Annotated in this window: 26 protein-coding genes and 1 riboswitch; of the genes, 13 read left to right on the top strand and 13 right to left on the bottom strand. The window is 71.9% G+C overall.

The window, feature by feature from the left end; translation table 11 throughout:
* Nucleotides 1-60 precede the first annotated feature (60 nt).
* The 8 genes from AB0412_RS04280 to AB0412_RS04245 form a co-directional block, all read right to left on the bottom strand.
* Nucleotides 61-1668 carry an alpha/beta hydrolase gene (locus tag AB0412_RS04280; RefSeq protein ID WP_366400939.1) on the bottom strand — a complete coding sequence of 536 codons (1608 nt, stop codon included), beginning with the start codon at nt 1666-1668 and terminating at the stop codon, nt 61-63.
* A 119-nt stretch (nt 1669-1787) separates the two neighbouring features.
* Nucleotides 1788-2567 carry an urease accessory protein UreD gene (locus AB0412_RS04275; RefSeq protein WP_366400938.1) on the bottom strand — a complete coding sequence of 260 codons (780 nt, stop codon included), beginning with the start codon at nt 2565-2567 and terminating at the stop codon, nt 1788-1790.
* Nucleotides 2555-3232 (bottom strand): urease accessory protein UreG, encoded by a 678-nt coding sequence (gene ureG, locus AB0412_RS04270; protein WP_366400937.1) that lies wholly within the window; start codon nt 3230-3232, stop codon nt 2555-2557. The genes AB0412_RS04275 and ureG overlap by 13 nt, the downstream gene beginning before the upstream one ends.
* Nucleotides 3233-3369: 137 nt before the next feature.
* Entirely contained in the window at nt 3370-4044 is a 675-nt protein-coding gene (locus tag AB0412_RS04265; protein WP_366400936.1) for an urease accessory UreF family protein, read from the bottom strand.
* 23 nt (nt 4045-4067) lie between these two features.
* Nucleotides 4068-5789 (bottom strand): urease subunit alpha, encoded by a 1722-nt coding sequence (locus tag AB0412_RS04260; RefSeq protein ID WP_366400935.1) that lies wholly within the window; start codon nt 5787-5789, stop codon nt 4068-4070.
* Nucleotides 5782-6093, bottom strand: coding sequence for an urease subunit beta (locus tag AB0412_RS04255; RefSeq protein WP_366400934.1), 312 nt, complete (start codon nt 6091-6093; stop codon nt 5782-5784). The genes AB0412_RS04260 and AB0412_RS04255 overlap by 8 nt, the downstream gene beginning before the upstream one ends.
* Before the next feature lie 16 nt (nt 6094-6109).
* Nucleotides 6110-6412, bottom strand: coding sequence for an urease subunit gamma (locus AB0412_RS04250; protein WP_366400933.1), 303 nt, complete (start codon nt 6410-6412; stop codon nt 6110-6112).
* A 136-nt stretch (nt 6413-6548) separates the two neighbouring features.
* Complete coding sequence (locus AB0412_RS04245; protein WP_366400932.1) at nt 6549-7178, bottom strand: TetR/AcrR family transcriptional regulator; 630 nt, start codon at nt 7176-7178, stop codon at nt 6549-6551.
* Between the two features lie 118 nt (nt 7179-7296).
* Here AB0412_RS04245 and AB0412_RS04240 point away from each other — a divergent pair, with 118 nt between their 5' ends.
* Nucleotides 7297-8298, top strand: a complete 1002-nt coding sequence (locus tag AB0412_RS04240; protein WP_366400931.1) for an ABC transporter permease — start codon at nt 7297-7299, stop codon at nt 8296-8298.
* Between the two features lie 112 nt (nt 8299-8410).
* On the opposite strand, the gene AB0412_RS04235 is transcribed toward AB0412_RS04240, so the two are convergent.
* The gene (locus tag AB0412_RS04235; RefSeq protein WP_366400930.1) at nt 8411-8704 is read right to left on the bottom strand and encodes a type II toxin-antitoxin system Phd/YefM family antitoxin; all 294 of its coding nucleotides are present in this window, start codon (nt 8702-8704) and stop codon (nt 8411-8413) included.
* Between the two features lie 82 nt (nt 8705-8786).
* Between AB0412_RS04235 and AB0412_RS04230 the strand changes: the two genes are divergently transcribed.
* From AB0412_RS04230 to AB0412_RS04220, 3 genes are all read left to right on the top strand, one after another.
* Complete coding sequence (locus tag AB0412_RS04230; protein WP_366400929.1) at nt 8787-9422, top strand: ATP-dependent Clp protease proteolytic subunit; 636 nt, start codon at nt 8787-8789, stop codon at nt 9420-9422.
* Nucleotides 9423-9429: 7 nt separating this feature from the next.
* On the top strand, nt 9430-9738 hold the full coding sequence (locus AB0412_RS04225) for a hypothetical protein (protein ID WP_366400928.1): 309 nt from the start codon (nt 9430-9432) through the stop codon (nt 9736-9738).
* 324 nt (nt 9739-10062) lie between these two features.
* A riboswitch (cyclic di-AMP (ydaO/yuaA leader) is annotated at nt 10063-10258 on the top strand.
* Between the two features lie 3 nt (nt 10259-10261).
* Complete coding sequence (locus AB0412_RS04220; protein WP_366400927.1) at nt 10262-10735, top strand: C40 family peptidase; 474 nt, start codon at nt 10262-10264, stop codon at nt 10733-10735.
* Between the two features lie 65 nt (nt 10736-10800).
* Here AB0412_RS04220 and AB0412_RS04215 read toward each other — a convergent pair whose 3' ends face one another.
* A complete protein-coding gene (locus AB0412_RS04215; RefSeq protein WP_366400926.1) occupies nt 10801-11259 on the bottom strand; it encodes an ATP-binding protein in 459 nt (152 codons plus the stop codon).
* 211 nt (nt 11260-11470) lie between these two features.
* Between AB0412_RS04215 and AB0412_RS04210 the strand changes: the two genes are divergently transcribed.
* Both AB0412_RS04210 and AB0412_RS04205 read left to right on the top strand, forming a co-directional pair.
* Nucleotides 11471-12331: a helix-turn-helix transcriptional regulator gene (locus AB0412_RS04210; RefSeq protein WP_366400925.1), complete on the top strand. Its 861-nt coding sequence runs from the start codon at nt 11471-11473 to the stop codon at nt 12329-12331.
* Nucleotides 12332-12340: 9 nt separating this feature from the next.
* Nucleotides 12341-12565 carry a DUF397 domain-containing protein gene (locus AB0412_RS04205; RefSeq protein WP_366400924.1) on the top strand — a complete coding sequence of 75 codons (225 nt, stop codon included), beginning with the start codon at nt 12341-12343 and terminating at the stop codon, nt 12563-12565.
* Between the two features lie 69 nt (nt 12566-12634).
* On the opposite strand, the gene AB0412_RS04200 is transcribed toward AB0412_RS04205, so the two are convergent.
* Nucleotides 12635-13762, bottom strand: coding sequence for an 8-amino-7-oxononanoate synthase (locus tag AB0412_RS04200; protein WP_366400923.1), 1128 nt, complete (start codon nt 13760-13762; stop codon nt 12635-12637).
* Nucleotides 13763-13910: 148 nt separating this feature from the next.
* Here AB0412_RS04200 and bioB point away from each other — a divergent pair, with 148 nt between their 5' ends.
* From bioB to AB0412_RS04180, 4 genes are all read left to right on the top strand, one after another.
* Nucleotides 13911-15212 (top strand): biotin synthase BioB, encoded by a 1302-nt coding sequence (gene bioB / locus AB0412_RS04195; RefSeq protein ID WP_366400922.1) that lies wholly within the window; start codon nt 13911-13913, stop codon nt 15210-15212.
* Nucleotides 15205-16485, top strand: a complete 1281-nt coding sequence (locus AB0412_RS04190; RefSeq protein WP_366400921.1) for an adenosylmethionine--8-amino-7-oxononanoate transaminase — start codon at nt 15205-15207, stop codon at nt 16483-16485. Before bioB ends, AB0412_RS04190 begins: the two co-directional genes overlap by 8 nt.
* A gap of 1 nt (nt 16486) precedes the next feature.
* Entirely contained in the window at nt 16487-17221 is a 735-nt protein-coding gene (gene bioD, locus AB0412_RS04185; RefSeq protein ID WP_366400920.1) for a dethiobiotin synthase, read from the top strand.
* Between the two features lie 556 nt (nt 17222-17777).
* On the top strand, nt 17778-18467 hold the full coding sequence (locus AB0412_RS04180; RefSeq protein ID WP_366400919.1) for a class I SAM-dependent methyltransferase: 690 nt from the start codon (nt 17778-17780) through the stop codon (nt 18465-18467).
* Here the strand turns inward: AB0412_RS04180 and AB0412_RS04175 are convergent, their stop codons facing one another.
* Entirely contained in the window at nt 18468-18842 is a 375-nt protein-coding gene (locus AB0412_RS04175) for a fic family toxin-antitoxin system, toxin component (RefSeq protein WP_366400918.1), read from the bottom strand. It abuts the gene before it with no gap.
* A gap of 4 nt (nt 18843-18846) precedes the next feature.
* On the bottom strand, nt 18847-19074 hold the full coding sequence (locus AB0412_RS04170) for an antitoxin (protein WP_366400917.1): 228 nt from the start codon (nt 19072-19074) through the stop codon (nt 18847-18849).
* Between the two features lie 184 nt (nt 19075-19258).
* Between AB0412_RS04170 and AB0412_RS04165 the strand changes: the two genes are divergently transcribed.
* From AB0412_RS04165 to AB0412_RS04155, 3 genes are all read left to right on the top strand, one after another.
* Nucleotides 19259-20083 carry an ABC transporter ATP-binding protein gene (locus AB0412_RS04165; protein ID WP_366400916.1) on the top strand — a complete coding sequence of 275 codons (825 nt, stop codon included), beginning with the start codon at nt 19259-19261 and terminating at the stop codon, nt 20081-20083.
* A 4-nt stretch (nt 20084-20087) separates the two neighbouring features.
* On the top strand, nt 20088-22655 hold the full coding sequence (locus AB0412_RS04160; RefSeq protein WP_366400915.1) for an ABC transporter permease: 2568 nt from the start codon (nt 20088-20090) through the stop codon (nt 22653-22655).
* Between the two features lie 69 nt (nt 22656-22724).
* On the top strand, nt 22725-23150 hold the full coding sequence (locus AB0412_RS04155; protein WP_366400914.1) for a GNAT family N-acetyltransferase: 426 nt from the start codon (nt 22725-22727) through the stop codon (nt 23148-23150).
* Nucleotides 23151-23330 lie beyond the last annotated feature (180 nt).

The following is a 23330-nucleotide window of genomic DNA, read 5'->3' as shown; positions in this document are numbered from 1 at the left end:
GCACGGGTGAGGGGCGGCCGGTTCTCCGGCCGCCCCTCGTTCATGCCGTACGCCGGACGGTTACGGCTTCGGCGTGGCGTGGGGTGCGCACGTCACGTCGCCGCGGCCCGGGTCGCCGGTGAGGAGATAGGTGTCCACCCGGTCGTTGACGCACGGGTTGACCAGCCCGGTGACGCCGTGGGAACCGGCGTCCTTCTCGGTGACGAGGCGAGAGCCTTCGAGCCGCTTGTGCAGTTCGACGGCGCCCCCGTACGGGGTGGCCGCGTCCCGCTCGGCCTGGACGATCAGCACCGGCGGCAGGCCCTTGTCGGTCTTGACGTTCAGCGGGGTCTGCTGCTTGACCGGCCAGGTCGCGCACGGCAGGTTCATCCACGCGTTGGCCCACGTCATGAACGGGTGGTCCTTGTGCAGCCGCGTGTTGTCGCGGTCCCATGTCTTCCAGTTGGTGGGCCACTTGGCGTCGGCGCACTCCACGGCCGTGTAGACGGCGTTGCCGTTCTCGGCTGCCGCGTTGCCCGCGGTGTCGGACAGGTCGGGGGCGGCGGCGTCGACGAGCGCCTGGGTGTCGCCGGCGACGTACTTGCTGAAGACGGTCGCCACCGGGACCCACGCGGAGTCGTAGTAGGGGGCGCTCTGGAAGAAGGAGATGAGCTCGGCCGGGCCGACGACCCCGCCGATCGGGTCCTTCGCGGCGGTGGCGCGCAGCTTCAGCCACTGTGCCTGGACGGCGTCCCGGGTGGTGCCGAGGTGGAAGGTGGCGTCGTTCTTCGCCACCCAGTCCTGCCAGTCCTTCCAGCGGCCCTCGAAGGCGACGTCCTGGTCGAGGTTGGCCTGGTACCAGATCTTGTCGCGGGACGGGTTGACCACGCTGTCGACGACCATGCGGCGCACATGGCCCGGGAAGAGGGTGGCGTAGACGGCGCCGAGGTAGGTGCCGTAGGAGACGCCGAGGAAGTTGAGCTTCTTCTCGCCGAGGGCGGCACGGATGACGTCGAGGTCGCGTGCGGTGTTCGGCGTGGTCATGTGGGGCAGCATCTCGCCGCTGCGCTCGTAGCAGCCCTCGGCGTAACTGCGGGCCAGCTTGCGCTGGGCGAGCTTGTCGGCCTCGGAGCCCGGCACCGGGTCCATCTTGGGCGCCTTGACGAACTCCTGCGGGTCCACACAGGAGATGGGCGCCGACTTGCCGACGCCGCGCGGGTCGAAGCCGACGAAGTCGTAGGCCTTGGCGGTCTTCGCCCAGACCGGGTTCTTGCCGGTGACGCGGGCCGGGAAGCGCAGTCCGGAGCCGCCGGGGCCGCCCGGGTTGTACAGCAGCGCGCCCTGCCGCTCGCTCGGGGTGCCGGTGTTGCCGATCCGGTCGACGGCGAGCTTGATCTGCTTGCCGTGGGGCTTGGCGTAGTCGAGCGGCACGGAGACCCAGCCGCACTGGATGGGCTTGGCCAGGTTCCAGTCGGCGGGGCAGTCCTGCCAGTCGATGCCGGCCTTCGCGGCCCGGGCTGCGGCGATGGCGACGCCCCTGGCCTCACGGTCCTTGCCCTGGTGGGTGGTCGTGTCCGCCGTGGCGCTCGCCGTGGGCGCCGCGACGGCGCCGGATATGAGTGTCGCGGTGACGAGCACTCCGGCCGAGCCGAGCGCCACCGCCCGCCTCTTCGGTCTGCTGTCCCTCAAGTGGGGCCTCCCCGTTCATCGTTGCGATGGGTACGGGGGATCCTTGCTGTTGCCGGGTGTCCGGCGACAGGGGCGGCCGCGCTTCTTTGCCAATCCGATAACCGGATAAGGGGTTTCTGTTAAGCGGACGCCGGAGCGAGGGACGTCAGCGCCTCGTCCAGCAGGCGCCGCAGCCGCAGCGCGTCCGGGGCGACAGCGCTGATCAGGACCGCCGGCCCGGCGAGCGGCAGTACGACGGCACCCTCACCCACTACGCGTGCGTCCACCGGCAGGTCCGCGAACTCGGGTCGCGCGACGACCAGTTGCCCGACGGCCCGGTGCCCGGCGAGCACGGCGGGCCCGTCCCAGCCGCCGGGAGCCCCGGCTCCGCAGGCCAGTTCCTGATCGAGCACGGTGCGCCCCGCGATCCGCAGGGTCAGACGGCCGACAAGCCCTCCTGGTTCCTCCCCCGCGCGCCCCAGCACCTGCTCCTCCCGCAGCACGAGCCGGGCGCCGGCGGCCAGGTCGACCTGGGTGGAGACCCGCAGCTCACTGTCCCGCACGGAGATCAACTGCTCGGGCAGCCAGTGCAGTTCCGCGCCGTCGGCGACGGTGAGCCGTACGTCGTAGCGGGCCTCGCCCTTGTGCTGTCCGGGCAGGGCGAGGGTGGCGGCGGCCGAACCGACGCGCAGCCGGGCGCCTTGTTCCGCCTCCGCCCGCACGGTGAAGCGGTCACCGCCGTGCGGTCCGCTCATGGCGCCGACCAGCATGACGCGCGCCTCGGCACCGCTCCCCCGGGTCCGCCGCAGTGCGAGCGGCCCGTCGCTCTCCAGCACGGGCAGGCTCGTTCCGCCCCGGCCGTCACCGCGGGCGCGGATCCGGGCGGTGGCGCGGACACCGGAGGCGTTCACGCCGTCCACGCCGCGACGCGCTCGCGCACCCAGTCGGCGACGTCCGCGACGCCCGCCTCACCGCGCAACGACTGGAACACCACCGGCAGATGAGCCCGCTGAGCCTTCGCGTCGGCCGCCATGCGCGCGAGGTCGGAGCCGACGTAGGGGGCGAGGTCGGTCTTGTTGACGACCAGCAGATCGGCCGTGGTCACACCGGGGCCGCCCTTGCGGGGAATGTCGTCCCCGCCGGCCACGTCGATCACGAAGATCTGCGCGTCGACGAGCCCCTTGGAGAACGTCGCGGTGAGATTGTCCCCGCCGGACTCCACGAGGATCAGATCCAGCGGACCGACCTCGTCCTCGAGATCCTCCACCGCTTCGAGGTTGGCGGAGATGTCGTCACGGATGGCGGTGTGGGGGCAGGCCCCGGTCTCCACGGCGGTGATCCGCTCGGGTGGCAGCACGGCCTCCCTGAGCAGGAACTCGGCGTCCTCGCGGGTGTAGATGTCGTTGGTCACGACGGCGAGGGACAACTCCTCGCGCAGAGCCCGGCACAGGGCGGCGACGGTCGCGGTCTTCCCGGACCCCACGGGCCCACCGAGCCCGATCCGCAGAGCACGCCGACCGCCGTCGGGGCGCCGGGCGTCGGCACTGAGGGCGGTGGGGCCGGCGTGGGAGTGGTCGAGGTGCATGTACGGCTCCTAATACGACGGACCTGGTCCTTACAGCCCGTCCGGCGTCGGGGGACGAGGCCGTTCAGGCCGATTCGGGGGTCCGGGGGCGGAGCCCCCGGGGTCGGGAACGGGAAGGGGCGGCGGGGGCGAAACCCTCACGACGCGAACAACCGCACAGGCCACCCGGCATGCGACTCCGCGCCGATCTCCAGCAACGGCGCGGAACACGCGGGCAGCGCATCGACCCCCTCGTCGACCACCCCCCGAGCCGCCACGACCGCCTGATCCACCACCCGGTCCAGCTCCGGAGCGAGCCGCGCCAACACCCCCGTGGCGTCGAACGGATCGAGACTCAGCAGCCGCACCGTCGCCGTGGCCGCCCCGCTCACACTCTCGTACGCGGCGCAGTACGCCGCGTCACCCGCCCCCAGCCCCGCCGCCCGCGCGACGACCCCGAGCACCACGGGCTGATGGGCTCCTTTGGGGAACTCCCCCGCCAGCGCGTCGAGTTCACCGCACGGCCACGTCGCCCGGGCCGCCCGCATCAACTGCCGCCCCAGCTTCCGCGCGGCACTCCGCAGCGCCGGCGAGGGAGTCCGCGCGTCGGCGGCGGCATCGAGCTCCACCGGATCCACCCCGAGCGCGGCAGCCGCGGCCAGGGCGGCCGAGACCAGCCCGGCCGTGTGCAGGCGCCCCCGGCAGAAGTCCTCCAGACTCGCCGCCCCGGTGACCCGCCCGGCCTCGACCGCGGCCTCGGCCCCACCGGAGTGGGCATGCCCGCCCGCCGGAAAGCGCCCGTCGGCCAGGACGAGCAACGCGGCCCTCGACATCCCGCTCCTCCCCTCCGGATCCCTCAGAACAGGAAGTACCGCTGAGCCATCGGCAGTTCCGCCGCCGGCGTCGCCTCGACCAGCTCCCCGTCGATGTGCACCGCGAAGCTGTCGGGGTCGATCCGCACGTCCGGCCGGGCGTCGTTCTCCCGCATGTCGGCCTTGGTGACGCGGCGGGTCGACTCGATGGCGACGAACTCCTTGCCGAGCCCGAGCCGCTCCGGCAGCCCGTCCTCGATCGCCGCCGGCGCGACGAAGTTGACCGAGTTCGCGGCCGGTGCCCGCCCGATCGCCCCGTACATCGGACGCGGGAGGATCGGCTGCGGGGTGGGGATGGAGGCGTTGGCGTCGCCCATCTGCGCGTAGGCGATCTGCCCGCCCTTGATGACCAGGTGCGGCTTCACGCCGAAGAACGCCGGTTCCCACAGCACCAGATCGGCGAGCTTCCCGCTCTCCACGGAGCCGATCTCGCCGGCGAGTCCCTGCGCGAGCGCGGGGTTGATGGTGTATTTGGCGACATAGCGACGCACCCGGCGGTTGTCCGCGCGTCCGTCGCCGGGCAGCGCGCCCCGTCGGCGCTTCATCACATGGGCGGTCTGCCAGGTCCGCAGGATCACCTCGCCGACCCGCCCCATGGCCTGGGAGTCGGAGGAGATGATGGAGATCGCGCCCAGGTCGTGCAGGATGTCCTCCGCCCCGATGGTGGACGGCCGGATCCGGGACTCGGCGAAGGCGAGGTCCTCGGGCACCGCCGCGTTCAGGTGGTGGCACACCATCAGCATGTCGAGGTGTTCCTCGGCGGTGTTGACGGTGAACGGCCGCGTCGGGTTGGTCGAGCTGGGCAGCACGTGCGGCTCGGCCACCACGGTCATGATGTCGGGTGCGTGCCCGCCGCCCGCGCCCTCGGTGTGGTACGCGTGGATGCCGCGTCCGGCGATCGCAGCGAGGGTGTCGCCCACGAATCCGGCCTCGTTGAGGGTGTCGGTGTGGATGGCGACCTGAATGCCGGTCCGGTCGGCGACGGTCAGGGCCGCGTCGATGACGGCCGGGGTGGAGCCCCAGTCCTCGTGCAGCTTCAGGCCGACGGCGCCGCCCCGGATCTGGGACATCATCGCCTCGTGCGAGACGGTGTTGCCCTTGCCGAGCAGACCGATGTTGAGCGGGTACGCCTCCATCGCCCGGAGCATCCGCGCGAGATGCCAGGGCCCCGGGGTGACGGTGGTCGCCTTGGAGCCCTCGGCGGGTCCGGTGCCGCCGCCGACGAGGGTGGTGACGCCGGAGGCGAGCGCCTCGTCGGCGATCTGCGGGCAGATGAAGTGCACGTGCGCGTCGATGGCGCCCGCGGTGAGGATCCGCCCGTTCCCGGCGATGATCTCGGTCTCGGGGCCGAGGACGAGGTCGGGGTGGACGCCGTCCATGGTGTCGGGGTTGCCCGCCTTGCCGATGCCGGTGATCCGGCCGTCGCGCAGGCCGACGTCGGCCTTGACGATGCCCCAGTGGTCGACGATCACCACACCGGTGATCACGGTGTCGGGGGTGCCGTCTGCGCGCGTAGCGCGTGACTGGCCCATGGACTCGCGGATGACCTTGCCGCCGCCGAAGACGGCCTCGTCCCCGGCGCGGCCCGGCCCGCCGGAGAGGTCCTCCTCGATCTCGATCAGCAGATCGGTGTCGGCGAGCCGGACGCGGTCGCCGGTCGTCGGGCCGAACAGGTCGGCGTAGGCGGCGCGGGAGATCTCACGCATCGAGGGCACCCCCGGTCTCCCCGCGCAGCCCCGGCACGATGCGGGCTCCGGTGAGCGGAACGAGCGCCACCTCGACGGGGATGCCGGGTTCGAAGCGCACGGCCGTCCCGGCGGCGACGTCGAGCCGCTTGCCGCGGGCCGCCGCACGGTCGAAGTCGAGGCCGGGGTTGGCCTCGGCGAAGTGGTAGTGGGAGCCGACCTGGACGGGCCGGTCGGCGGTGTTGAGGACGGTCAGGCGGGTGACCTCGCGGCCCTCGTTGTATGCGATCGGATCGTCGGCGAAGAGGATCTCTCCGGGAATCACGGCGGCTCCTCCCCCGTCAGACGATCGGGTCGTGGACGGTGACGAGCTTGGTGCCGTCCGGGAAGGTGGCCTCGACCTGGACGTCGTGGATCATCTCCGGCACGCCCGCCATGACGTCGTCCCGGGTGAGCAGCGTGCGCCCGGAGGCCATGAGTTCGGCGACGGTCCTGCCGTCCCGGGCGCCCTCGAGGATGTGCGACGTGATCAGGGCGACCGCCTCGGGGTGGTTCAGCTTCAGCCCGCGCGCCCGGCGCTTGTCCGCCACGTCGGCCGCCACATGGATCAGCAGCCTCTCCTGCTCGTGCGGGGTCAGTTGCACGGCGTCCCACCTCACAGTCTCGCTCCGGACCGTGCGGGGTCCGGGTGCCGCAGCCACGGGCAACGTCCCTGGTGGCATGGAGCGGCAGGCTAGTGGGGCGGCGTTTCCGGCACGTTAACCGTGCCGTGACGGACGCTCAGGCGTCCGGTGCGGTCCGGCCCAGCGCCATCAGCGCCCGCAGGCCGTCGCCCAGCGTCTGCTCGGAGACGCCGCCGAACAGCGCCATCTGGGCGGCGAAGCCCTGCGCGAGCGCGATCATCGTGCGCGCCATGGCGTCGGCGTCGGCGTCGGCGGGCATCAGGCCGGCGTCCTTGTACTTCTCGACCACCTTCGCCCAGGCCGCCCGGACCTTCCGGTACCCCTCCTCCAGTACGGCCGCCAGTTCCGGGCTGCGCGTGGTCTCCGTCCACACCTGGATCATCAGCCGGGGGAACATCCACTCCCCTCCGTCCAGGGTCGCCGGGCGCAACTCCCGCATCCGGCCCAGGGTGCGCGGGATCAGCACGTCCGGGGTGGGCGGCGGGCTCTCCTGGGCGGCCTGCTCGAAGGTGCCGCGCACCGTGTCGAGCACATCGGTGACGATCGCGGTGATCAGCTCGTCCTTGCCGCTGAAGTACCGGTAGACCGCGCCCGCGGAGAGGTCGGCCTCCTTGAGCACGTCCTGCATGGAGGTGGCGTGGAAGCCGTTGCGGGCGAAACAGAGGGCGGCGCCGTCGAGGATCTGGCGGCGGCGGGCGTCGAGGTGCTCCTGGGATACGCGGGCCATGCCGCCAACCTAAAACGAACGTTCCTTCTTGACAAGCGCGCCCGGCAGCGGGACGGTGACAGCACAACAAAAACGAACGATCCTTCTTTTTGATCTCGGGACACCCCCAAGGAGCATCATGTCCACCACGTCCGCCACTTCGAGGCGCCGCACGGCCGCCGTCCTGGTGCTCATCCCCGCCCTGGTGGCCCTGGCGCTCTGGGCCTTCGCCTGGCCCGCCGCCCGCACCGCGCCCCGCGATCTGCCGCTCGGCGTGGCCGGTCCGGCGGCCGCCACCGCCCCCGTGGAGCAGCGGCTCGCACAGCGCCGGGGCGCCTTCGACCTCCACCGCTACGCCGACGAGACGGCCGCCCGGAAGGCCATCGAGGACCGGGAGGTGTACGGCGCGATCGTCGTCACCCCGCAGGGCCCGAAGCTGCTCACCGCCACGGCCGCCGGCCCGGCGGTGGCCCAGACGCTCCAGCAGGCCGTGGCCCACCAGGCCTCCGCCTCGGGCACGCCGGTCACGACCGTCGACGTCGTGCCCGCCGCCGCACAGGATCCCCGCGGTGCGGCCCTGACCGCGAGCGTCCTGCCGCTCGCCCTGGCCGGGATCGGCACCGGCGCGGCGGTGACCCTGCTCGGCCTGCGCGGGGTGCGCGCCGGGACCGCGCTGGCCGCCTGCGCCGCCCTGGTCGGTGTGGTGGCCACCGCGCTGGCGCAGAGCTGGCTGGAGGCCGTCCCGGGGAACTGGTGGGCGGTGGCCGGCACGTTCACGATGGCGACCCTGGCCATGGGCGCGGCGGTCGCCGGGCTCGCCGCGTTGCTGGGACGGGCCGGGATCGCGCTCGGCGGCCTGCTGATCATGCTGCTCGGCAATCCGTTCTCCGGGGCCGCCTCGGCGCCGGAGATGCTGCCCGAGCCGGCCGGGGCGATCGGCCAGTGGCTGCCCCCGGGCGCGGGTGTGACGCTGCTGCGCTCGGTGTCCTTCTTCGACGGCGCGGCCGCGGCGGGCCCCGCCCTCACTCTCACCTGGTGGGCGGTCCTGGGGCTGGGCGCCGTACTCCTCGGCGGAGCGCTGGAGCGGCGCACGAGGAGCGAGCAGCCCACGGCCGAGCGGGACCTGGCGCCCACCGGCTGACCGTCCGTGCGAAACACCGAGCGCCCCCGCCGCGGCGGGGGCGCTCGGTCATGTCGTTCTGCCGGCGCTGCTCGCTCTGCTCGTCCTGCGCGCTGTGCGTGCCTGCCGGGGCCTACGAGGTCGCAGGCCCCCGGTGCTCGGCGGCGATGCCGAACCGCTGCCGTTCGCCCGTGGCGGACGCCGGAGCGATGTCACGGACGGCCGAGACAGCGCTGATCACCTGCTCCTCGGCGGGTGCCGTCGCCTCCGGGAGCTCGTCGAGTCGTCGCAGGTCATCGGCGGAGACGAGGGCGACGAGGGGCTTGCCGTGCCGGGTGACCACGACGCGCTCCCCGCCGTAGACCACGCGGTTGATCAGGTCGGCGAGCTCAGCCCTGGCTTGAGTCACCGGAATCTCGTAGGCCATGCCCCCATCATAACGTGACGTACATCCTGTACATTTTTTACAGAGGCCGCAGCGCCGCGCCCGATCACGAGGAGGGGTACCCATGACCCGGCCGTACGCCCGTCACGTCCTGCCCGAGTTCACCGAACGCACAGCCACCGGGCACCGGACGAGCGATCCGTACTCGAAGCTGATGGAGGAGCGGATCGTCTTCCTCGGGACACCGCTCGACGAGACCTCCGCGAACGACGTGATGGCCCAGTTCATGTACCTGGAGCACCTGGCCCCGGAGCGGGACATCTCGCTGTACATCAACTCCCCCGGCGGCTCGTTCCACGCCATGTCGGCGATCTACGACACGCTGCGGTACGTCACCTGTGAGGTGGAGACGATCTGTCTCGGCCAGGCGGAGGGAGCCGCCGCGCTGCTGCTGGCGGCCGGCACGCCGGGCAAGCGGTTCGTGCTGCCCGGGGCGCGTCTGGTGCTGCGTCAGCCGGCGCTTCCGGAGCCGGTGGAGGGGCAGGCGAGCGATCTGGCCATCCAGGCCGAGGAACTGACGCGGATTCGGGCCCGGATGGAGGAGATCCTGGTCCGGCACACGGGACGCGGCGCGGAGCAGGTCCGCTCCGACACCGAGCGGGACACCGTGCTGGACGCGCAGGCGGCGGTGGACTACGGCCTCGCGGACCGGATCGTGCCCAGCCGCAAGGGCGCACGCCCGGTCCCCGGCACGAAGTGAGCCGCCGATGCTGCCACCCGAACTCCCCCCGCTGCCCGCGCTGACGCGTGCCGAGGCCGAGTTGATCGACCGTTACCTCGAAGTCGTCGACCTGATCGGCCGGATCAATCCGGCCCACGACGGCGACACCTACCGCGGTCTGCGCGCCGCGCAGGCGTTGGTCGGCAAGGCGGTCGCGCTGCGCGACGCGCTGGCGCTGATGCACCGGCGCGGCGAGACCGAACTGCACGCCGCCACACTGGCCCGTGCGCTGCGGGTGCTGGACGGCGAACGCCGCACGGCCCGGGTCATGTTGCCCCCGATCTCCGCGGGTTGAGGCCCCCGACGAAACTGCGCGACCGACCGGAGTTGAAACGGACCAAACGGCGTACCCCCATCCGGCGTAGAAAAACCGACTTTTTTCGGGGTGCCGAGGTTGCGCATCGCACGCAAGCGGAGGCCGGAATGGAGTATTCCGCCGCTGGTCGGGGGCCCGCCGACACCCCGGCCAGCGGCTCGAACACAGGCGTGTCCACCCGAACGGGTGAGTGGTGAGTAACAACACAAATCCCCGGTTCCGTTGGGAAATCGGGCGGGCCATGAGCCAAGATCCGTGACTGACGACAAGACCCCGCCGCCGCGGCGGGGCGATCCGGGCGGACGCCGAGTCCTGCCGCCGCCCGGATGACCGGTCGACAGGAAGTGGATCGGCAGGAGTGGAGGACCCAAGCACGACGGGTCGCCGGAACCTCGACGTTCCGAGCAGCCCTTGGGGTGAAGCCGCACCCGTGCGGCCGGGCCACTTCGCCAGCCCGAATCCGACAGGTCATCCTTCACAGGCGGCTGACGAAGGGTTGCGCATGACTGCGCTCAATCGTGTCCCGTCTCTGATGGCCCGCGCCGGTACGGCCTCGGCCCTCACCCTCGCCGCCGTGGGCGGCTCGATCGTGATCCCCGGCGCCGCATCGGAGGCGTCCGCCGCGAGCCTCGGCACCAAGGCCTTGAAGATCGCGGCGTCAAAGAAGGGGTCACCTTACCAATGGGGTGCCACCGGACCTTATCGATTCGACTGCTCCGGACTCACCCTGTATTCCTTCAAGAAGGCCGGCAAGAAGCTGCCGCGCACCGCTGCCCAGCAGTACAACCGGACACGCCACATCTCCGCCTCCAACCGCAGGGCAGGGGACCTGGTGTTCTTCCACTCGGGCCGGAGCATCTACCACGTCGGCATCTACGCGGGTAAGGGCAAGATCTGGCACGCCCCCAAGACCGGGGACGTCGTACGCCTGCAGAAGATCTGGACCCGCAGCGTCTGGTACGGCCGGGTCAAGTGACCCGAAGGGGGCGGCGACGCGTCGGACGCGTCGCCGCCCCGTCCTGCCGCTTCTCCTCATGACCTTCAGGGCTCCGGCTGTCCCGCCGCCGTGACCGGTTCGACCGGGGCGGTCCATGGGAGTTCCACGGAGATGGTCTTGCCGCCCTCCCTCGTGCGGCGGACTCTCAGTCTGCCGCCGCATTCCGCGGTCAGCCAGCGGATGATGACCAGGCCGCGGCCGTTGTCCTGCTGAACCGCGGCCGGCAGCCGCTTGGGGAACCGCGGGTGGCTGTCCGTCACACCGATCCGCAGTCGTTCGTCCCGGTCGAGGACGAGGTCCACCGTGAAGGTCGGCGACTGACCGAACGTGTGCTGCACGGCGTTGGTGGCCAGTTCGGAGACGATCAGCCGGACGGTGTCCGACACTTCCGTGTCCTCGGGCATGCCCCACTCCGCCAGCGTGCCCACCACATGGGCCCGGGCCGCGGAGACCGAGGCGGGATCGCTCGGCAGAGTGACGGATGCTTCCAGGTGGTCTGCCATGGCGACGTCGTCCCTTTCCACGGGACCGCAGTCCGACACGGAGCGGATGGTTCGAGTACGGTCCCGCACTGGTGCTTCGTCGCCAGAGTGCCATCACCGCACGGCGCAGGGCAGCGATCCACCAAGATATGCATATATCTGTCGCTCAAAGCGGTGAACTCTACGACGCGAGACCGTATTTGGGCGGCTCGGAAGGAGTAAGGAGAAGCCCATGCAGCACGGTCCCGCGGTGCGCCGCCGCAAACTGGGCGCCGAACTGCGCGCGCTGCGCACCTCGGCGGGGCTCACCAGCGGCGAGGCGGCCCGGCTGGTGGGCTGGCACCAGTCCAAGGTGAGCCGCATCGAGACCGGCACGAGCGGGGTGAAACCGGCCGACGTACGGTTACTGCTCGACACCTACGGCGTGTCCGATCCGCAGTTGCGCCAGCTGCTGCTGGTGCTGGCCGGCTCCGACGACGGCGGTGGCCGGCACCACTGGTGGCACGCGTACCGCGGTGTACTGCCGCCGACGTACCGGGACTTCATCAGCCTGGAGTCCCAGGCGAGTGCCATGCGCACGCTGGAGACCACGGTGGTCCCCGGACTGCTGCAGACGCCCGAGTACGCGCGGGCGGTCACCGCGGCGGCTCTGGAAGGGGCTTCGGAGGAACGGCTGGACGCCCTGGTGGAGGTGCGGCTGGCCCGGCAGGACGTGCTGCGCGCCGATCCTCCGCTGGAGCTGAGCGCCGTCCTGGACGAGGCGGTGCTGCGCCGGGAGGTGGGCGGTCCCGGAGTGATGGCCCGTCAGCTGGAGCGGCTGATGGAGGCGGCGCGGCTTCCCCATGTCCGGTTGCAGGTGCTGCCGTTCTCGGCCGGGGCGCACATCGGCGTCACCGGCCCTTTCGTCATCTTCTCCTTTTCGCGCACTTCTGATCTGGACGTGGTTGTTCTCGACCACTTGACGAGTAGCCTCTATCTCGAGCGGAAAGAAGACCTCAGGGCGTACACGGAGGCCTTCAACGCCCTTTCGATCCACGCCCTTTCGCCCGAGGACTCGTTGGATTTCATCGCCGGGACAGCTGCCGGCGTGTAAGGAGGCATGATGCCTGCACCGCCTCGGACCCTTTCCTCCAGCACCCGACTGCACGGAGTGCGGTGGCTGCGCAGCAGCTACAGCACGGGCGCGAACAACTGCGTCGAGACGGCCCGGCCGGTCACCGGCCCCATGGCCGGACTGCTCGCCGTGCGCGACTCCAAGGACCCGGCCGGCCCGGCGCTGCTCTTCTCCTCCCGGAGCTGGGCACGATTCGTCGCGGCGGTCCGCTGATCCGGAACCGGTGACCGGAGCCCACCGGTCGATCCGTCATCGAGCGACGCACGGCCGTGCCACGCCGACTCACGGTCGCGTCTCGCCGATCACCTGTACAGCGCGTTCGATCTCCGCCCCGGAGAGGTCGGCGCGGGCGGTCAGTCTGAGCCGTGAGATGCCGTCGGGCACGGAAGGAGGACGGAAACAGCCCACGGACAGACCGGCCGCCCGGCAGTCGGCCGCCCACTGTACGGCCTGCTCCGGGGACGGGGCGCGCACCGAGACGACCGCGGCGTCCGGGCGTACCGCCTCCAGACCCGCGGCCGTCAGCCGGGTGTGCATCTCCCGTGCCACCGCTCCCGCCCGCGCCGCCCGTTCGGGTTCGCGGCGCAGCAGGGTCAGCGCCGCCAGGGCCGCGCCCGCCGCCGCGGGGGCCAGTCCCGTGTCGAAGATGAACGTCCGTGCCGCGTTGACCAGATGCTCGATCACCCGGGCCGGGCCGAGCACGGCTCCGCCCTGGCTGCCCAGCGACTTGGACAGCGTCACGGTCACCACCACGTCGTCCGCGCCCGCGAGCCCCGCCGCGTACGGGGCGCCGCGCCCGCCGTCTCCGAGCACGCCCAGACCGTGGGCGTCGTCGACCACCAGTCCCGCGCCGTACTCACGGCACACCGCCGCCAGACCGGCGAGCGGAGCCGCGTCGCCGTCCACCGAGAAGACCGTGTCCGACACCGCGATCGCCGGACCGTCGTGCCCGGACAGGGCCTTGCGCACGGCCTCCGGGTCGGCGTGCGCCGCGACCTGCGTGGTGCCCCGGGCCAGCCGGCAGCCGTCGATCAGCGAGGCGTGGTTGCCCGCGTCGGAGACGATCAGGGAGCCGTGCGGGGCCAGCGCGGTGACCGCGGCGAGATTGGCGGCGTAACCGGAGGAGAAGACCAGGGCCGCCTCGAAGCCGCAGAAGCCGGCCAGCTCGCGTTCCAGCTCCGCGTGGAGCTCGGTGGTGCCGGTGACGAGCCGGGAGCCGGTCGCGCCCCCGCCCCAGGTCCGCGCGGCACGCGCCGCGCCCTCGACGACCTCGGGGTGGCGGGCCAGACCCAGGTAGTCGTTGCTCGCCAGATCGAGGAGCGGCGCGCCGGCGGCGCGTGGACGCAGCGTCCGCACGAGTCCGGCGCGGCGGCGCGCCTGCGCCTGCTCGTCGATCCAGCCGAACGCCATGGGTCCTCCGGGGGCTTTTGTAGGCAGTGCACAGACACTAGCGGGCCGCCGGACGGGGCACGGTGTGGCAATACCCACACCGCCGAGCGGCTCTGTTGTACGAACTCTCCTTGGCCCCGGGGGGCCGAGTAGGACAGGATCGGCTCTCATGGACCTGCTGAACACGCTGGTGGACAAGGGGCTTCGGCGCGAGACGCCGACCCGCGAGGAAGCGCTGGCCGTCCTGAGGACGTCCGACGACGAGCTGCTCGATGTGGTGGCCGCGGCCGGGAAGGTGCGCAGGCACTGGTTCGGCCGGCGGGTGAAACTGAACTATCTCGTCAACCTCAAGTCCGGCCTGTGTCCCGAGGACTGCTCCTACTGTTCCCAGCGGCTCGGCTCGAAGGCCGGCATCCTGAAGTACACCTGGCTCAAGCCGGACGAGGCGTCGAAGGCGGCGGCCGCCGGTCTCGCGGGCGGTGCCAAGCGGGTGTGCCTGGTGGCGTCCGGGCGCGGTCCCACCGACCGTGACGTGGACCGGGTGTCCGACACGATCAAGGCGATCAAGGAGCAGAACGAGGGCGTCGAGGTGTGCGCCTGCCTCGGGCTGCTCTCCGACGGCCAGGCGGAGCGGCTGCGCGAGGCCGGCGCGGACGCCTACAACCACAACCTCAACACCTCCGAGGCGACGTACGCGGACATCACCACCACGCACACCTACGCCGACCGCGTGGAGACCGTGCAGAAGGCCCACGCGGCGGGGCTGTCCGCCTGCTCCGGGCTGATCGCCGGTATGGGTGAGAGCGACGAGGACCTGATCGACGTGGTCTTCTCGCTGCGCGAGCTGGACCCGGACTCGGTGCCGGTCAACTTCCTGATCCCGTTCGAGGGGACGCCGCTCGCCAAGGAGTGGAACCTGACGCCTCAGCGGTGTCTGCGGATCCTCGCGATGGTGCGGTTCGTGTGCCCGGATGTCGAAGTGCGGATCGCGGGCGGCCGTGAGGTGCATCTGCGGACGATGCAGCCGCTGGCGCTGCACCTCGCCAACTCGATCTTCCTCGGGGACTACCTGACGAGTGAGGGGCAGGCGGGCAAGGCCGACCTGGAGATGATCGCGGACGCGGGCTTCGAGGTGGAGGGCGCCGATCAGGTGACGCTGCCGGAGCATCGTGCCGCGGGTGCGGGCGGGTGCGGGTCGCACGCCGACGCCGGCGGGTGCGGGTCGCAGGAGGGCGAAAAGGCGTCCGCGGGCGGGGCGCACGCCGCGTCCGGGTGCGGGGCGCACGCCGGTTCCGGGTGCGGGTCGCACGAGGCGGCCGGGTGCGGGTCGCACGAGGGGGCCGGGTGCGGGTCGCACGAGGGGGGCGGTGTGTGCGGGACCTCCGCCGCGGTGCCGGCCGCCGAGCCGCGGACCGATCTCGTGGCCGTACGGCGCCGGGGTGCCGGGACGGATCTCGCGCCCAATGCCTGAGCTGTCCCTCACCGAGGTACTGGAGCTCGACCGGCGCCATGTGTGGCATCCGTACGGGCCGATGCCGGGGCGTCATACCCCGCTGGTCGTGGAGTCGGCGAGCGGGGTGCGGTTGAAACTCGCCGACGGCTCGGGTGAGCTGGTCGACGGGATGTCGTCCTGGTGGTCGGCGATCCACGGCTACAACCACCCGGTGCTGAACGAGGCGGCGCGCGAGCAACTGGCGCGGATGAGCCATGTGATGTTCGGCGGGCTCACGCACGAGCCCGCCGTGCGGCTGGCGAAGCTCCTTGTCGACATGTCGCCGGAGGGACTTGAGCATGTGTTCCTCGCCGACTCCGGATCGGTGTCGGTCGAGGTCGCGGTCAAGATGTGCCTGCAGCACTGGCGTTCGCTGGGGCGGCCGGAGAAGCGGCGCCTGCTGACGTGGCGGGGCGGCTACCACGGTGACACGTGGCAGCCGATGTCGGTGTGCGACCCCGAGGGCGGGATGCACGAGCTGTGGACCGGGGTGCTGCCCCGCCAGGTGTTCGCCGACGCCCCGCCCGCCGGGTACGAGGAGTCCTACGCCGGGCATCTGCGGGAGCTGATCGAGCGGCACGCCGGTGAACTGGCCGCGGTGATCGTGGAGCCGGTGGTGCAGGGCGCGGGCGGCATGCGGTTCCACTCCCCCGCGTATCTGAGGGTGCTGCGTGAGGCGTGCGACGCGCACGACGTGCTGCTGGTGTTCGACGAGATCGCCACCGGGTTCGGGCGGACGGGTGCCTTGTTCGCGGCGGAGCACGCCCTGGTGACGCCGGATGTGATGTGCGTCGGCAAGGCGCTGACCGGTGGCTATATGACGATGGCGGCGACGCTGTGCACCTCGCGGGTGGCTGACGGGATCTCGCGCGGTGAGGTGCCGGTCCTGGCGCACGGGCCGACGTTCATGGGGAATCCGCTGGCGGCGGCGGTGGCGTGCGCCTCGATCGAGCTGCTGCTGGGGCAGGACTGGATCGCTGAGGTCAAGCGGATCGAGACGGGCCTGCGGGACGGGCTGGCTGAGGCGGCCGGCTTCCCGGGCGTGCGGGATGTGCGGGTGCTCGGTGCCATCGGGGTCGTGCAGCTCGATCACGCCGTGGACATGGAGGCGGCGACGCGGGCCGCTGTGCGTGAGGGTGTGTGGTTGCGGCCGTTCCGCGATCTGATCTACACCATGCCGCCGTACGTGACGGGTGACGCGGATGTCGCCCGGATCGCGCGTGCGGTGTGTGCGGCGGCGAAGGAGGGATGACATGCCGGTACTGGTGATCACGGGGACGGGCACCGAGGTCGGCAAGACGGTGGTGACGGCGGCGGTCGCCGCCACGGCGTCGGTGGCCGGACGGTCCGTGGCTGTGCTGAAGGCGGCGCAGACGGGCGTGGCGCCGGGCGAGCGGGGGGACGCGGAGGAGGTCGCGCGGCTGGCCGGAGGTGATGTCACGGCGAGCGAACTGGCGCGGTATCCGGAGCCGTTGGCGCCGGCGACGGCGGCGCGGCGGGCGGGGCGGGTGCCGGTGCATCCGGAGGAGATCGCGGAGCGGGCGGCCAAGCTGGCGACGGAGCACGACCTGGTGCTGGTCGAGGGTGCGGGTGGGCTGCTCGTGCGGTTCGACGCGGCCGGGGGGACGTTGGCGGATGCGGCGGGGCTGTTGGGGGCGCCGGTGGTCGTGGTGGCGTCGGCGGGGCTGGGGACGTTGAACGTGAGCGAGCTGACGGTGCGTGAACTGGGGAGGCGGGGGCTGGAGGTCGCGGGGGTGGTGATCGGCAGCTGGCCGGCGGAGCCGGATCTGGCCTCGCGGTGCAATCTGCTGGACCTGCCGGACGTGACGGGTGTGCCGTTGGTGGGTGCGGTGCCGGAGGGGGCGGGGGGGCTGGCCCCGGAGGCGTTCCGTGCGGCGGCACCGCAGTGGCTGGCGCCGCGGCTGGAGGGTACGTGGGACGCGGAGGTGTTCCGGGTGCGTGCGGCTCCGGTGGGGGTACGCGCCTGATACCTGCGGCGCCTGTGCGGGTCCGGTGGGGCGCGCGTTGCCATGCCTGCGGCGCCTGTGCGGGTCCGGTGGGGGCGCGCGTTGCCATGCCTGCGGCGCCTGTGCGGGTCCGGTGGGGGTGCGCGTAGCGCCTACGGGTGGTGGGTGAGTCGGGGCCGGGGCGGTGGTGTCCGTCCTCGGTCTGGCGCGGAATCGGTCACTCAAAGGGTGCGGGGCGCGGACGCGCCAGCCGCTGCGGGCGGACACCACCGCCCCGTCCCCTCCCCGCCGCGGGCGGCTGCGGCACGCCTACGGTGCGTGCAGCTTGCCCGCCGCGCGCGGCTGTACGTGCGTGGCTGCGGGCAGTCGTGGCGCTGGGGGGGTCCCCCCGCTCGAGCGAAGCCGAGAGTGGGGGAGGGTGGGCGCGGCGGCACCCCGCAAGCGCGGGCGAGCGAAACCCAGCCCCGGCCGGCGACGGCGCGAGGGCGGAACCTTCGCTCAAGGATCCGTACCGGACACGCATCGGGCGGCCCCTGCGGGGGAGAATCGCGGTATGGCCCGTCCCGGGGAGGTTGCGATGTCGTTGCGGTCCGGCGGATCCACCAAGGTGGCGCGGGATGCCGTGCACCATCCCCTGTTCGCCCGCTACTACGCCCGGGTCAGCGTCTCCGCCGAGACCCGGATGGGCATGGCCGAGGTCCGTCGACGGCTGCTCGACGGGCTGTCCGGGCGGGTCATCGAGATCGGCGCGGGCAACGGCCTGAACTTCGCGCACTACCCCGGCACCGTCTCCGAGGTCGTGGCCATCGAACCGGAGCGGCAGCTGCGCAAGCTGGCCGTCGACGCCGCGCTGCGCGCCCAGGTGCCGGTGGACGTCGCGCCCGGCGCGGCGGAGGCGCTGCCGGTCAAGAGCGAGGCGTTCGACGCGGCGGTGGTCTCGCTGGTGCTGTGCAGTGTGCGCGACGTTCCGCGGGCGCTTGCGGAAGTGCGGCGGGTGCTGCGGCCGGGCGGCGAGGTGCGGTTCTTCGAGCACGGCCGGGGCGGTGGCCGGGCCATGCGGTTCACCCAGCGCGCGATGGACGCCACGGTGTGGCCGCTGCTGGCCGGCGGCTGCCACCTGGCGCGGGATCCGATCGGCTCCTTGCGGGCGGCCGGGTTCGAACTGGGGCCCTACCGGCGGATGATGATGCCCGAGAACGGGCCGGCGCTGCCTCAGTCGTTCTGTGTCATCGGCACGGCGTGGCGGCCCGTGGCGACGGACACCTGATCACTCGCTCCAGCCGCGCAGCTCGGCCGCGATGTCGGCCACGGACGCCTCGCCGCTCTTGACCAGCCTGGCCAGGTCGCGGACCTGTTCGGGCGAGGTGACCACCTTCAGACCGCTGGCCACGAGGTAGGCGTAGGCGACGGCGGAGGCGAAGAGGGCGTTGGAGCGTTCCAGCGCGGGGACGTGGATGAGCAGTTGGAGCAGGGAGGCGGCGCGGGCGTGGGGGGTGTCGTAGACGGGGACGTCGAAGATCTCGGCCTGGTGGCGGGCCACCGCGGCGACGAGGGCGCCCCAGTCGGTGACCTGGGGGTCCCCCGGGGTCTGCTGCTCGGCCAGCATCAGCAGCCAGGCGAGGTCGATCCTGAGGTTGCTCAAGGGATCAGCGGCGCCCCTCGCGCTCCGCGCCGAACTCCTCGGCGAAGACCGCCTCGTACTGCTTCATGAAGTCGGCGGCGGCCTCCACGAAGGTGTGGCCGACCTCGCCGGTGTCCCGCCGGACCAGCTCTTCGATGTAGCGGTTGACGCTCATCCCGCGGGCCAGGGCGCGTTCGCGTGCGGCGCGGGCGGTGCCCTCGTCCACGCGCACGTTCAATTGGGTCTTCGCCATGCTCCCAAGCTAGCGCCGATGCGCTAGCACCCACAAGGGCGGGGTGTGCTTGTCCCTTACATCGGTCTCCCGGACCAGACCTGGGGTGGAGACGGTCCTGCACTCAGGGGGGATACCGACTGTGGGGTGGGTCACATTACCCTCGGGCGCGACGAGCACCAGCTGAGCTATCGAGGAGGCGGTCTTGTCCACACCTGCTCCGGAGCACGCGCCCGGCCTCGCGTCGGCCGACGGGATCGCGGCTCGCGCCCGCGGTCTGACCAAGGCGTACGGCTCGGGTGAGACGACCGTGCTGGCCCTGGACTCGGTGGACGTGGACATCGTGCGCGGGCGGTTCACGGCGGTGATGGGGCCGTCGGGGTCGGGGAAGTCCACGCTGATGCACTGCCTGGCGGGGCTCGACACCGTTTCGGCGGGACAGGTGTGGCTCGGAGACACCGAGATCACCGGGCTGAAGGACCGTGAGCTGACCCGGCTGCGCCGGGACCGGATCGGGTTCATGTTCCAGTCGTTCAATCTGATTCCGACGCTGAACGCGCTGGAGAACATCACCCTGCCCATGGACATCGCGGGCAAGAAGGCCGATGACGCATGGCTGGACCAGGTCATCGACACGCTCGGGCTCAGGGACCGGCTCAAGCACCGGCCCGCGCAGCTCTCCGGCGGACAGCAGCAGCGGGTGGCGTGCGCGCGGGCGCTGGCCTCCCGGCCCGAGCTGATCTTCGCGGACGAACCGACCGGGAATCTCGACTCGCGGGCCGGTCTGGAGGTGCTCGGCTTTCTGCGGGAGGCCGTGGACCGGCTGAACCAGACGGTCGTGATGGTCACCCATGATCCCGGTGCCGCCGCTCACTCGGATCTGGTGCTGTTCCTGGCGGACGGGCGGATCGTCGACGAGATGCGGCGGCCCACGGCGGAGGCCGTGCTGGAGCGGATGAAGCGCTTCGACGTCATCCGTGCGCAGTCCGACACCGGCGCCGGTGGCGCCACGACCCTCGAGAAGGACTGACGCCGTGCTGAAGGCGACGCTCAGGAGCTTTCTCGCGCACAAGGGTCGGCTGGTGCTGTCCGCACTGGCCGTCCTTCTGTCCGTGGCGTTCGTCGCGGGCAGTCTCATCTTCTCGGACACGGTCTCCCGTACCTTCGACCGGCTGTTCGCCTCCACCTCCGCCGATGTGACCGTCACGCCCCGGGAGGACCTGGAGTCGTCGGTGCCCACGGGCGCGGTGCAGACCGTGCCGGCCTCGCTCACCGAGCGGCTGACCGGTGTCGAGGGCGTCGAGTCGGCGCATCCGGACGTCGAGGTCGAGAACATCACCGTCGTCGACAGCGACAACGAGTCGGTGGGGCCGACGACGGGCGCGCCGACCCTCGCCGTCGACTGGTACGAGGACGAGCGCAGCGTCGTGGAGCTGACCTCCGGACGCACCCCGCGCGGGGACGGCGAGGCCGTGCTGGACGCGGACACCGCCGACGCCAAGGGCGTGGAGATCGGTGACACGCTGTCGGTCCAGGCGCAGCCCGGCACCTTCCGGGTTCAGGTCGTGGGCATCGCCACGTTCACCACCACCAATCCCGGTGCGGCGCTGGTCTTCCTCGATCCCGGGGTGGCGGCCGCGAAGCTGCTGGGCTCCCCCGACCGTGCCACGAGCATCTCGATCGACGCGGCCGAGGGCGTGAGCGACGCGGAGCTGAAGCGCCGGGTCGCCGCGGCGCTGGGCACCGGCCCCTATGACGTGAAGACCGCCGACGAGCAGGCCGAGACGGCCGCCGAGGAACTCGGCGGGTTCCTCGACGTGATCAAGTACGTGATGCTCGGGTTCGCCGGCATCGCCGTCCTCGTGGGCATCTTCCTGATCGTCAACACGTTCTCGATGCTGATCGCCCAGCGCACCCGGGAACTGGGGCTGCTGCGGGCGATCGGCGCCGACCGGACGCAGGTGCGCCGCTCGGTGCTCACCGAGGCGGTGCTGCTCGGCCTGGTCGGCTCGACGCTGGGTCTGGCGGCCGGTATCGGGCTGGCCTTCGGGCTGATCCGGCTGATGAGCGCGTTCGGCATGAATCTGAAGACCACGGAGATGGTCATCGGGTGGGCCACGCCCGTCACCGCCTACGTGGTGGGGGTCGGCGTCACCTTCGTCGCGGCCTACCTTCCGGCGCGGCGTGCGGCGGCCGTGTCGCCGATGGCCGCGCTCGCCGACGCGGAGATCGCCGGGGTGGGGCGGCCGCTGCGGACCCGCGCGGTGGTGGGCAGCGTGGTGGGTGCGCTCGGGGTGGCCGCGCTGGTGGGCTGTGTGGTCGCGTCCGAGACATCGTCGGCGGCCTCCCTGCTGGGGCTCGGCGTGGTGCTGACCCTGATCGCCACGGTGATCGCCGGCCCGCTGCTGGTGCGGCCGGTGATCCGGGTGCTGGGCGCGGCCTTCCCGGCGCTGTTCGGCTCGGTGGGCCGGATGAGCCAGCGCAACGCCCTGCGCAATCCGCGCCGTACCGGTGCCACCGCCGCCGCGCTGATGGTGGGGCTCGCCCTCGTCGGCGGCATGTCGGTGGCGAGCGCCTCGATGTCCCGCTCGTTCGACGAGCAGATCGACAAGACGCTGGGCGCCGACTTCGTGATCCAGAACGCCAACTTCATGCCCTTCTCCCAGGAGGTCACCGAGCGGGTGCGGGACACGGAGGGCGTGGGTCTGGTCGTACGGCAGCGGTTCGCGCCGCTGGCGGTGCGGCTGCCGGACGGGGAGCGGATCGAGACCACCGCCGCCGGGTACGACGACCGGGTCGACGACGTCGCACGCGTGACGTACGCGAGCGGGAACACGGCCGCTGCCCTGGCGGACGGCAGCATCGCCATGGACGCCGGTTTCGCCGCGGATCACGACGTGCGGGTCGGCAGCACGATCCCGGTCGAGTTCCCCGGCGGCAGGCGCACCGAGCTGACCGTGGCCGCGCTCACCGACATGGAGGGCGGAGAGGGCTTCGGCATGCAGGGCGGGCTGTTCCTCGGCATCGCGGCGGTGGAACGGTTCGTGCCGGGCGGGCAGGACTCCGCGCTGTACGTCAACGCCGCCGATGGCACGAGCGCGGACGAGCTGCGCGGCCGGCTGGAGACGGCGCTCGACCCGTATCCGCAGGTGCAGGTCCGTGACCAGGCCGACTACAAGGACCTGGTGCACGACCAGATCGCCGTGCTGCTCTACCTCGTCTACGCCCTGCTGGGGCTGGCGATCATCATCGCGGTGCTCGGCGTGGTCAACACCCTGGCGCTCTCGGTGGTGGAGCGCACCCGGGAGATCGGGCTGCTGCGGGCGATCGGGCTCGCACGGCGGCAGCTGCGGCGGATGATCCGGCTGGAGTCGGTGGTGATCGCGGTCTTCGGCGCGGTGCTGGGGCTGGCGCTGGGCCTGGTGTGGGGGCTGTGCGTCCAGCAGGTGCTGGCGCTGCAGGGCATGACCGCGCTGGCGATCCCCTGGGGCACCATCGTGGCGGTCGTCATCGGCTCGGCCCTGGTCGGCATCGCGGCGGCCCTGCTGCCGGCCCTGCGGGCGTCGCGCATGAACGTGCTGGAGGCCATCGCGCACGAGTGACCCGGCCCCGAGGCGTCCGCATCGTGGAAATGTGCGGGTGCCGGTCGTACCGCGTGCTGTGATCACCGCATGAGTGAGCTGCGGATACGGGCCGCGACGCCCGAGGATCTCGATGACGTGCTGGCCTTCTGGAAGGTGGCCGCCGAGGGCACCAGTATCAGTGACGACCGGGAGGGCGTGGAGCGCCTGGTCGGGCGTGACCCGGAGGCGCTGATTCTGGCCGAGCGGGGCGGTGAGCTGGTCGGCACCGTGATCGCGGGGTTCGACGGCTGGCGGTGCCATCTGTACCGGCTCGCGGTGCACCCGGAGCATCGCCGACAGGGCGTCGCCTCCGCCCTGCTGGCCGCCGCCGAGGAGCGGTTCGCCCGGCTCGGGGGGCGCCGCGCGGACGCGATGGTGCTCCGGCGCAACGAGACGGCCCATCATGCGTGGGCAGCCGCGGGGTACGCGCCGCAGGAGCAGTGGCGGCGCTGGGTCAAGCCGCTCAGCGGATGATCCACAAGGACTGGACGCGGCCGTCGGCACTCTTTTGCTGATCCTTTACTCTTGGAGGGTCACTCGGTTCATCCGGTCCTGAAGAAAGGTTGGTGTGCGTCCGTCCATGGGCGAGCCTCCCAGTAGCAGACATCGCGCATTTGTCCCCGTCCTGTTCGACCATGGGACGGAGGTGACCCG

It is taken from the genome of Streptomyces sp. NPDC052012 (assembly GCF_040689265.1).
In the GTDB taxonomy this organism is placed as follows: domain Bacteria; phylum Actinomycetota; class Actinomycetes; order Streptomycetales; family Streptomycetaceae; genus Streptomyces.
Note: the sequence above shows the minus strand (reverse complement) of the source record. Positions and strands in the feature narration are given on the sequence as shown.

Bases quoted from the DNA above. Each gene is read 5' to 3' on its own strand.
- AB0412_RS04225 (WP_366400928.1), top strand. From the start codon at position 9,430: ATGCTGCCACCCGAACTCCCCCCGCTGCCCGCGCTGACGCGTGCCGAG.
- AB0412_RS04190 (WP_366400921.1), top strand. From the start codon at position 15,205: ATGCCTGAGCTGTCCCTCACCGAGGTACTGGAGCTCGACCGGCGCCAT.
- AB0412_RS04260 (WP_366400935.1), bottom strand. From the start codon at position 5,789: ATGCGTGAGATCTCCCGCGCCGCCTACGCCGACCTGTTCGGCCCGACG.
- AB0412_RS04220 (WP_366400927.1), top strand. From the start codon at position 10,262: ATGACTGCGCTCAATCGTGTCCCGTCTCTGATGGCCCGCGCCGGTACG.
- AB0412_RS04235 (WP_366400930.1), bottom strand. From the start codon at position 8,704: ATGGCCTACGAGATTCCGGTGACTCAAGCCAGGGCTGAGCTCGCCGAC.
- AB0412_RS04245 (WP_366400932.1), bottom strand. From the start codon at position 7,178: ATGGCCCGCGTATCCCAGGAGCACCTCGACGCCCGCCGCCGCCAGATC.
- AB0412_RS04215 (WP_366400926.1), bottom strand. From the start codon at position 11,259: ATGGCAGACCACCTGGAAGCATCCGTCACTCTGCCGAGCGATCCCGCC.
- bioD (WP_366400920.1), top strand. From the start codon at position 16,487: ATGCCGGTACTGGTGATCACGGGGACGGGCACCGAGGTCGGCAAGACG.
- AB0412_RS04230 (WP_366400929.1), top strand. From the start codon at position 8,787: ATGACCCGGCCGTACGCCCGTCACGTCCTGCCCGAGTTCACCGAACGC.
- AB0412_RS04240 (WP_366400931.1), top strand. From the start codon at position 7,297: ATGTCCACCACGTCCGCCACTTCGAGGCGCCGCACGGCCGCCGTCCTG.
- AB0412_RS04205 (WP_366400924.1), top strand. From the start codon at position 12,341: ATGCCTGCACCGCCTCGGACCCTTTCCTCCAGCACCCGACTGCACGGA.
- AB0412_RS04170 (WP_366400917.1), bottom strand. From the start codon at position 19,074: ATGGCGAAGACCCAATTGAACGTGCGCGTGGACGAGGGCACCGCCCGC.
- AB0412_RS04180 (WP_366400919.1), top strand. From the start codon at position 17,778: ATGTCGTTGCGGTCCGGCGGATCCACCAAGGTGGCGCGGGATGCCGTG.
- AB0412_RS04200 (WP_366400923.1), bottom strand. From the start codon at position 13,762: ATGGCGTTCGGCTGGATCGACGAGCAGGCGCAGGCGCGCCGCCGCGCC.
- AB0412_RS04265 (WP_366400936.1), bottom strand. From the start codon at position 4,044: ATGTCGAGGGCCGCGTTGCTCGTCCTGGCCGACGGGCGCTTTCCGGCG.
- AB0412_RS04155 (WP_366400914.1), top strand. From the start codon at position 22,725: ATGAGTGAGCTGCGGATACGGGCCGCGACGCCCGAGGATCTCGATGAC.
- bioB (WP_366400922.1), top strand. From the start codon at position 13,911: ATGGACCTGCTGAACACGCTGGTGGACAAGGGGCTTCGGCGCGAGACG.
- AB0412_RS04210 (WP_366400925.1), top strand. From the start codon at position 11,471: ATGCAGCACGGTCCCGCGGTGCGCCGCCGCAAACTGGGCGCCGAACTG.
- ureG (WP_366400937.1), bottom strand. From the start codon at position 3,232: ATGCACCTCGACCACTCCCACGCCGGCCCCACCGCCCTCAGTGCCGAC.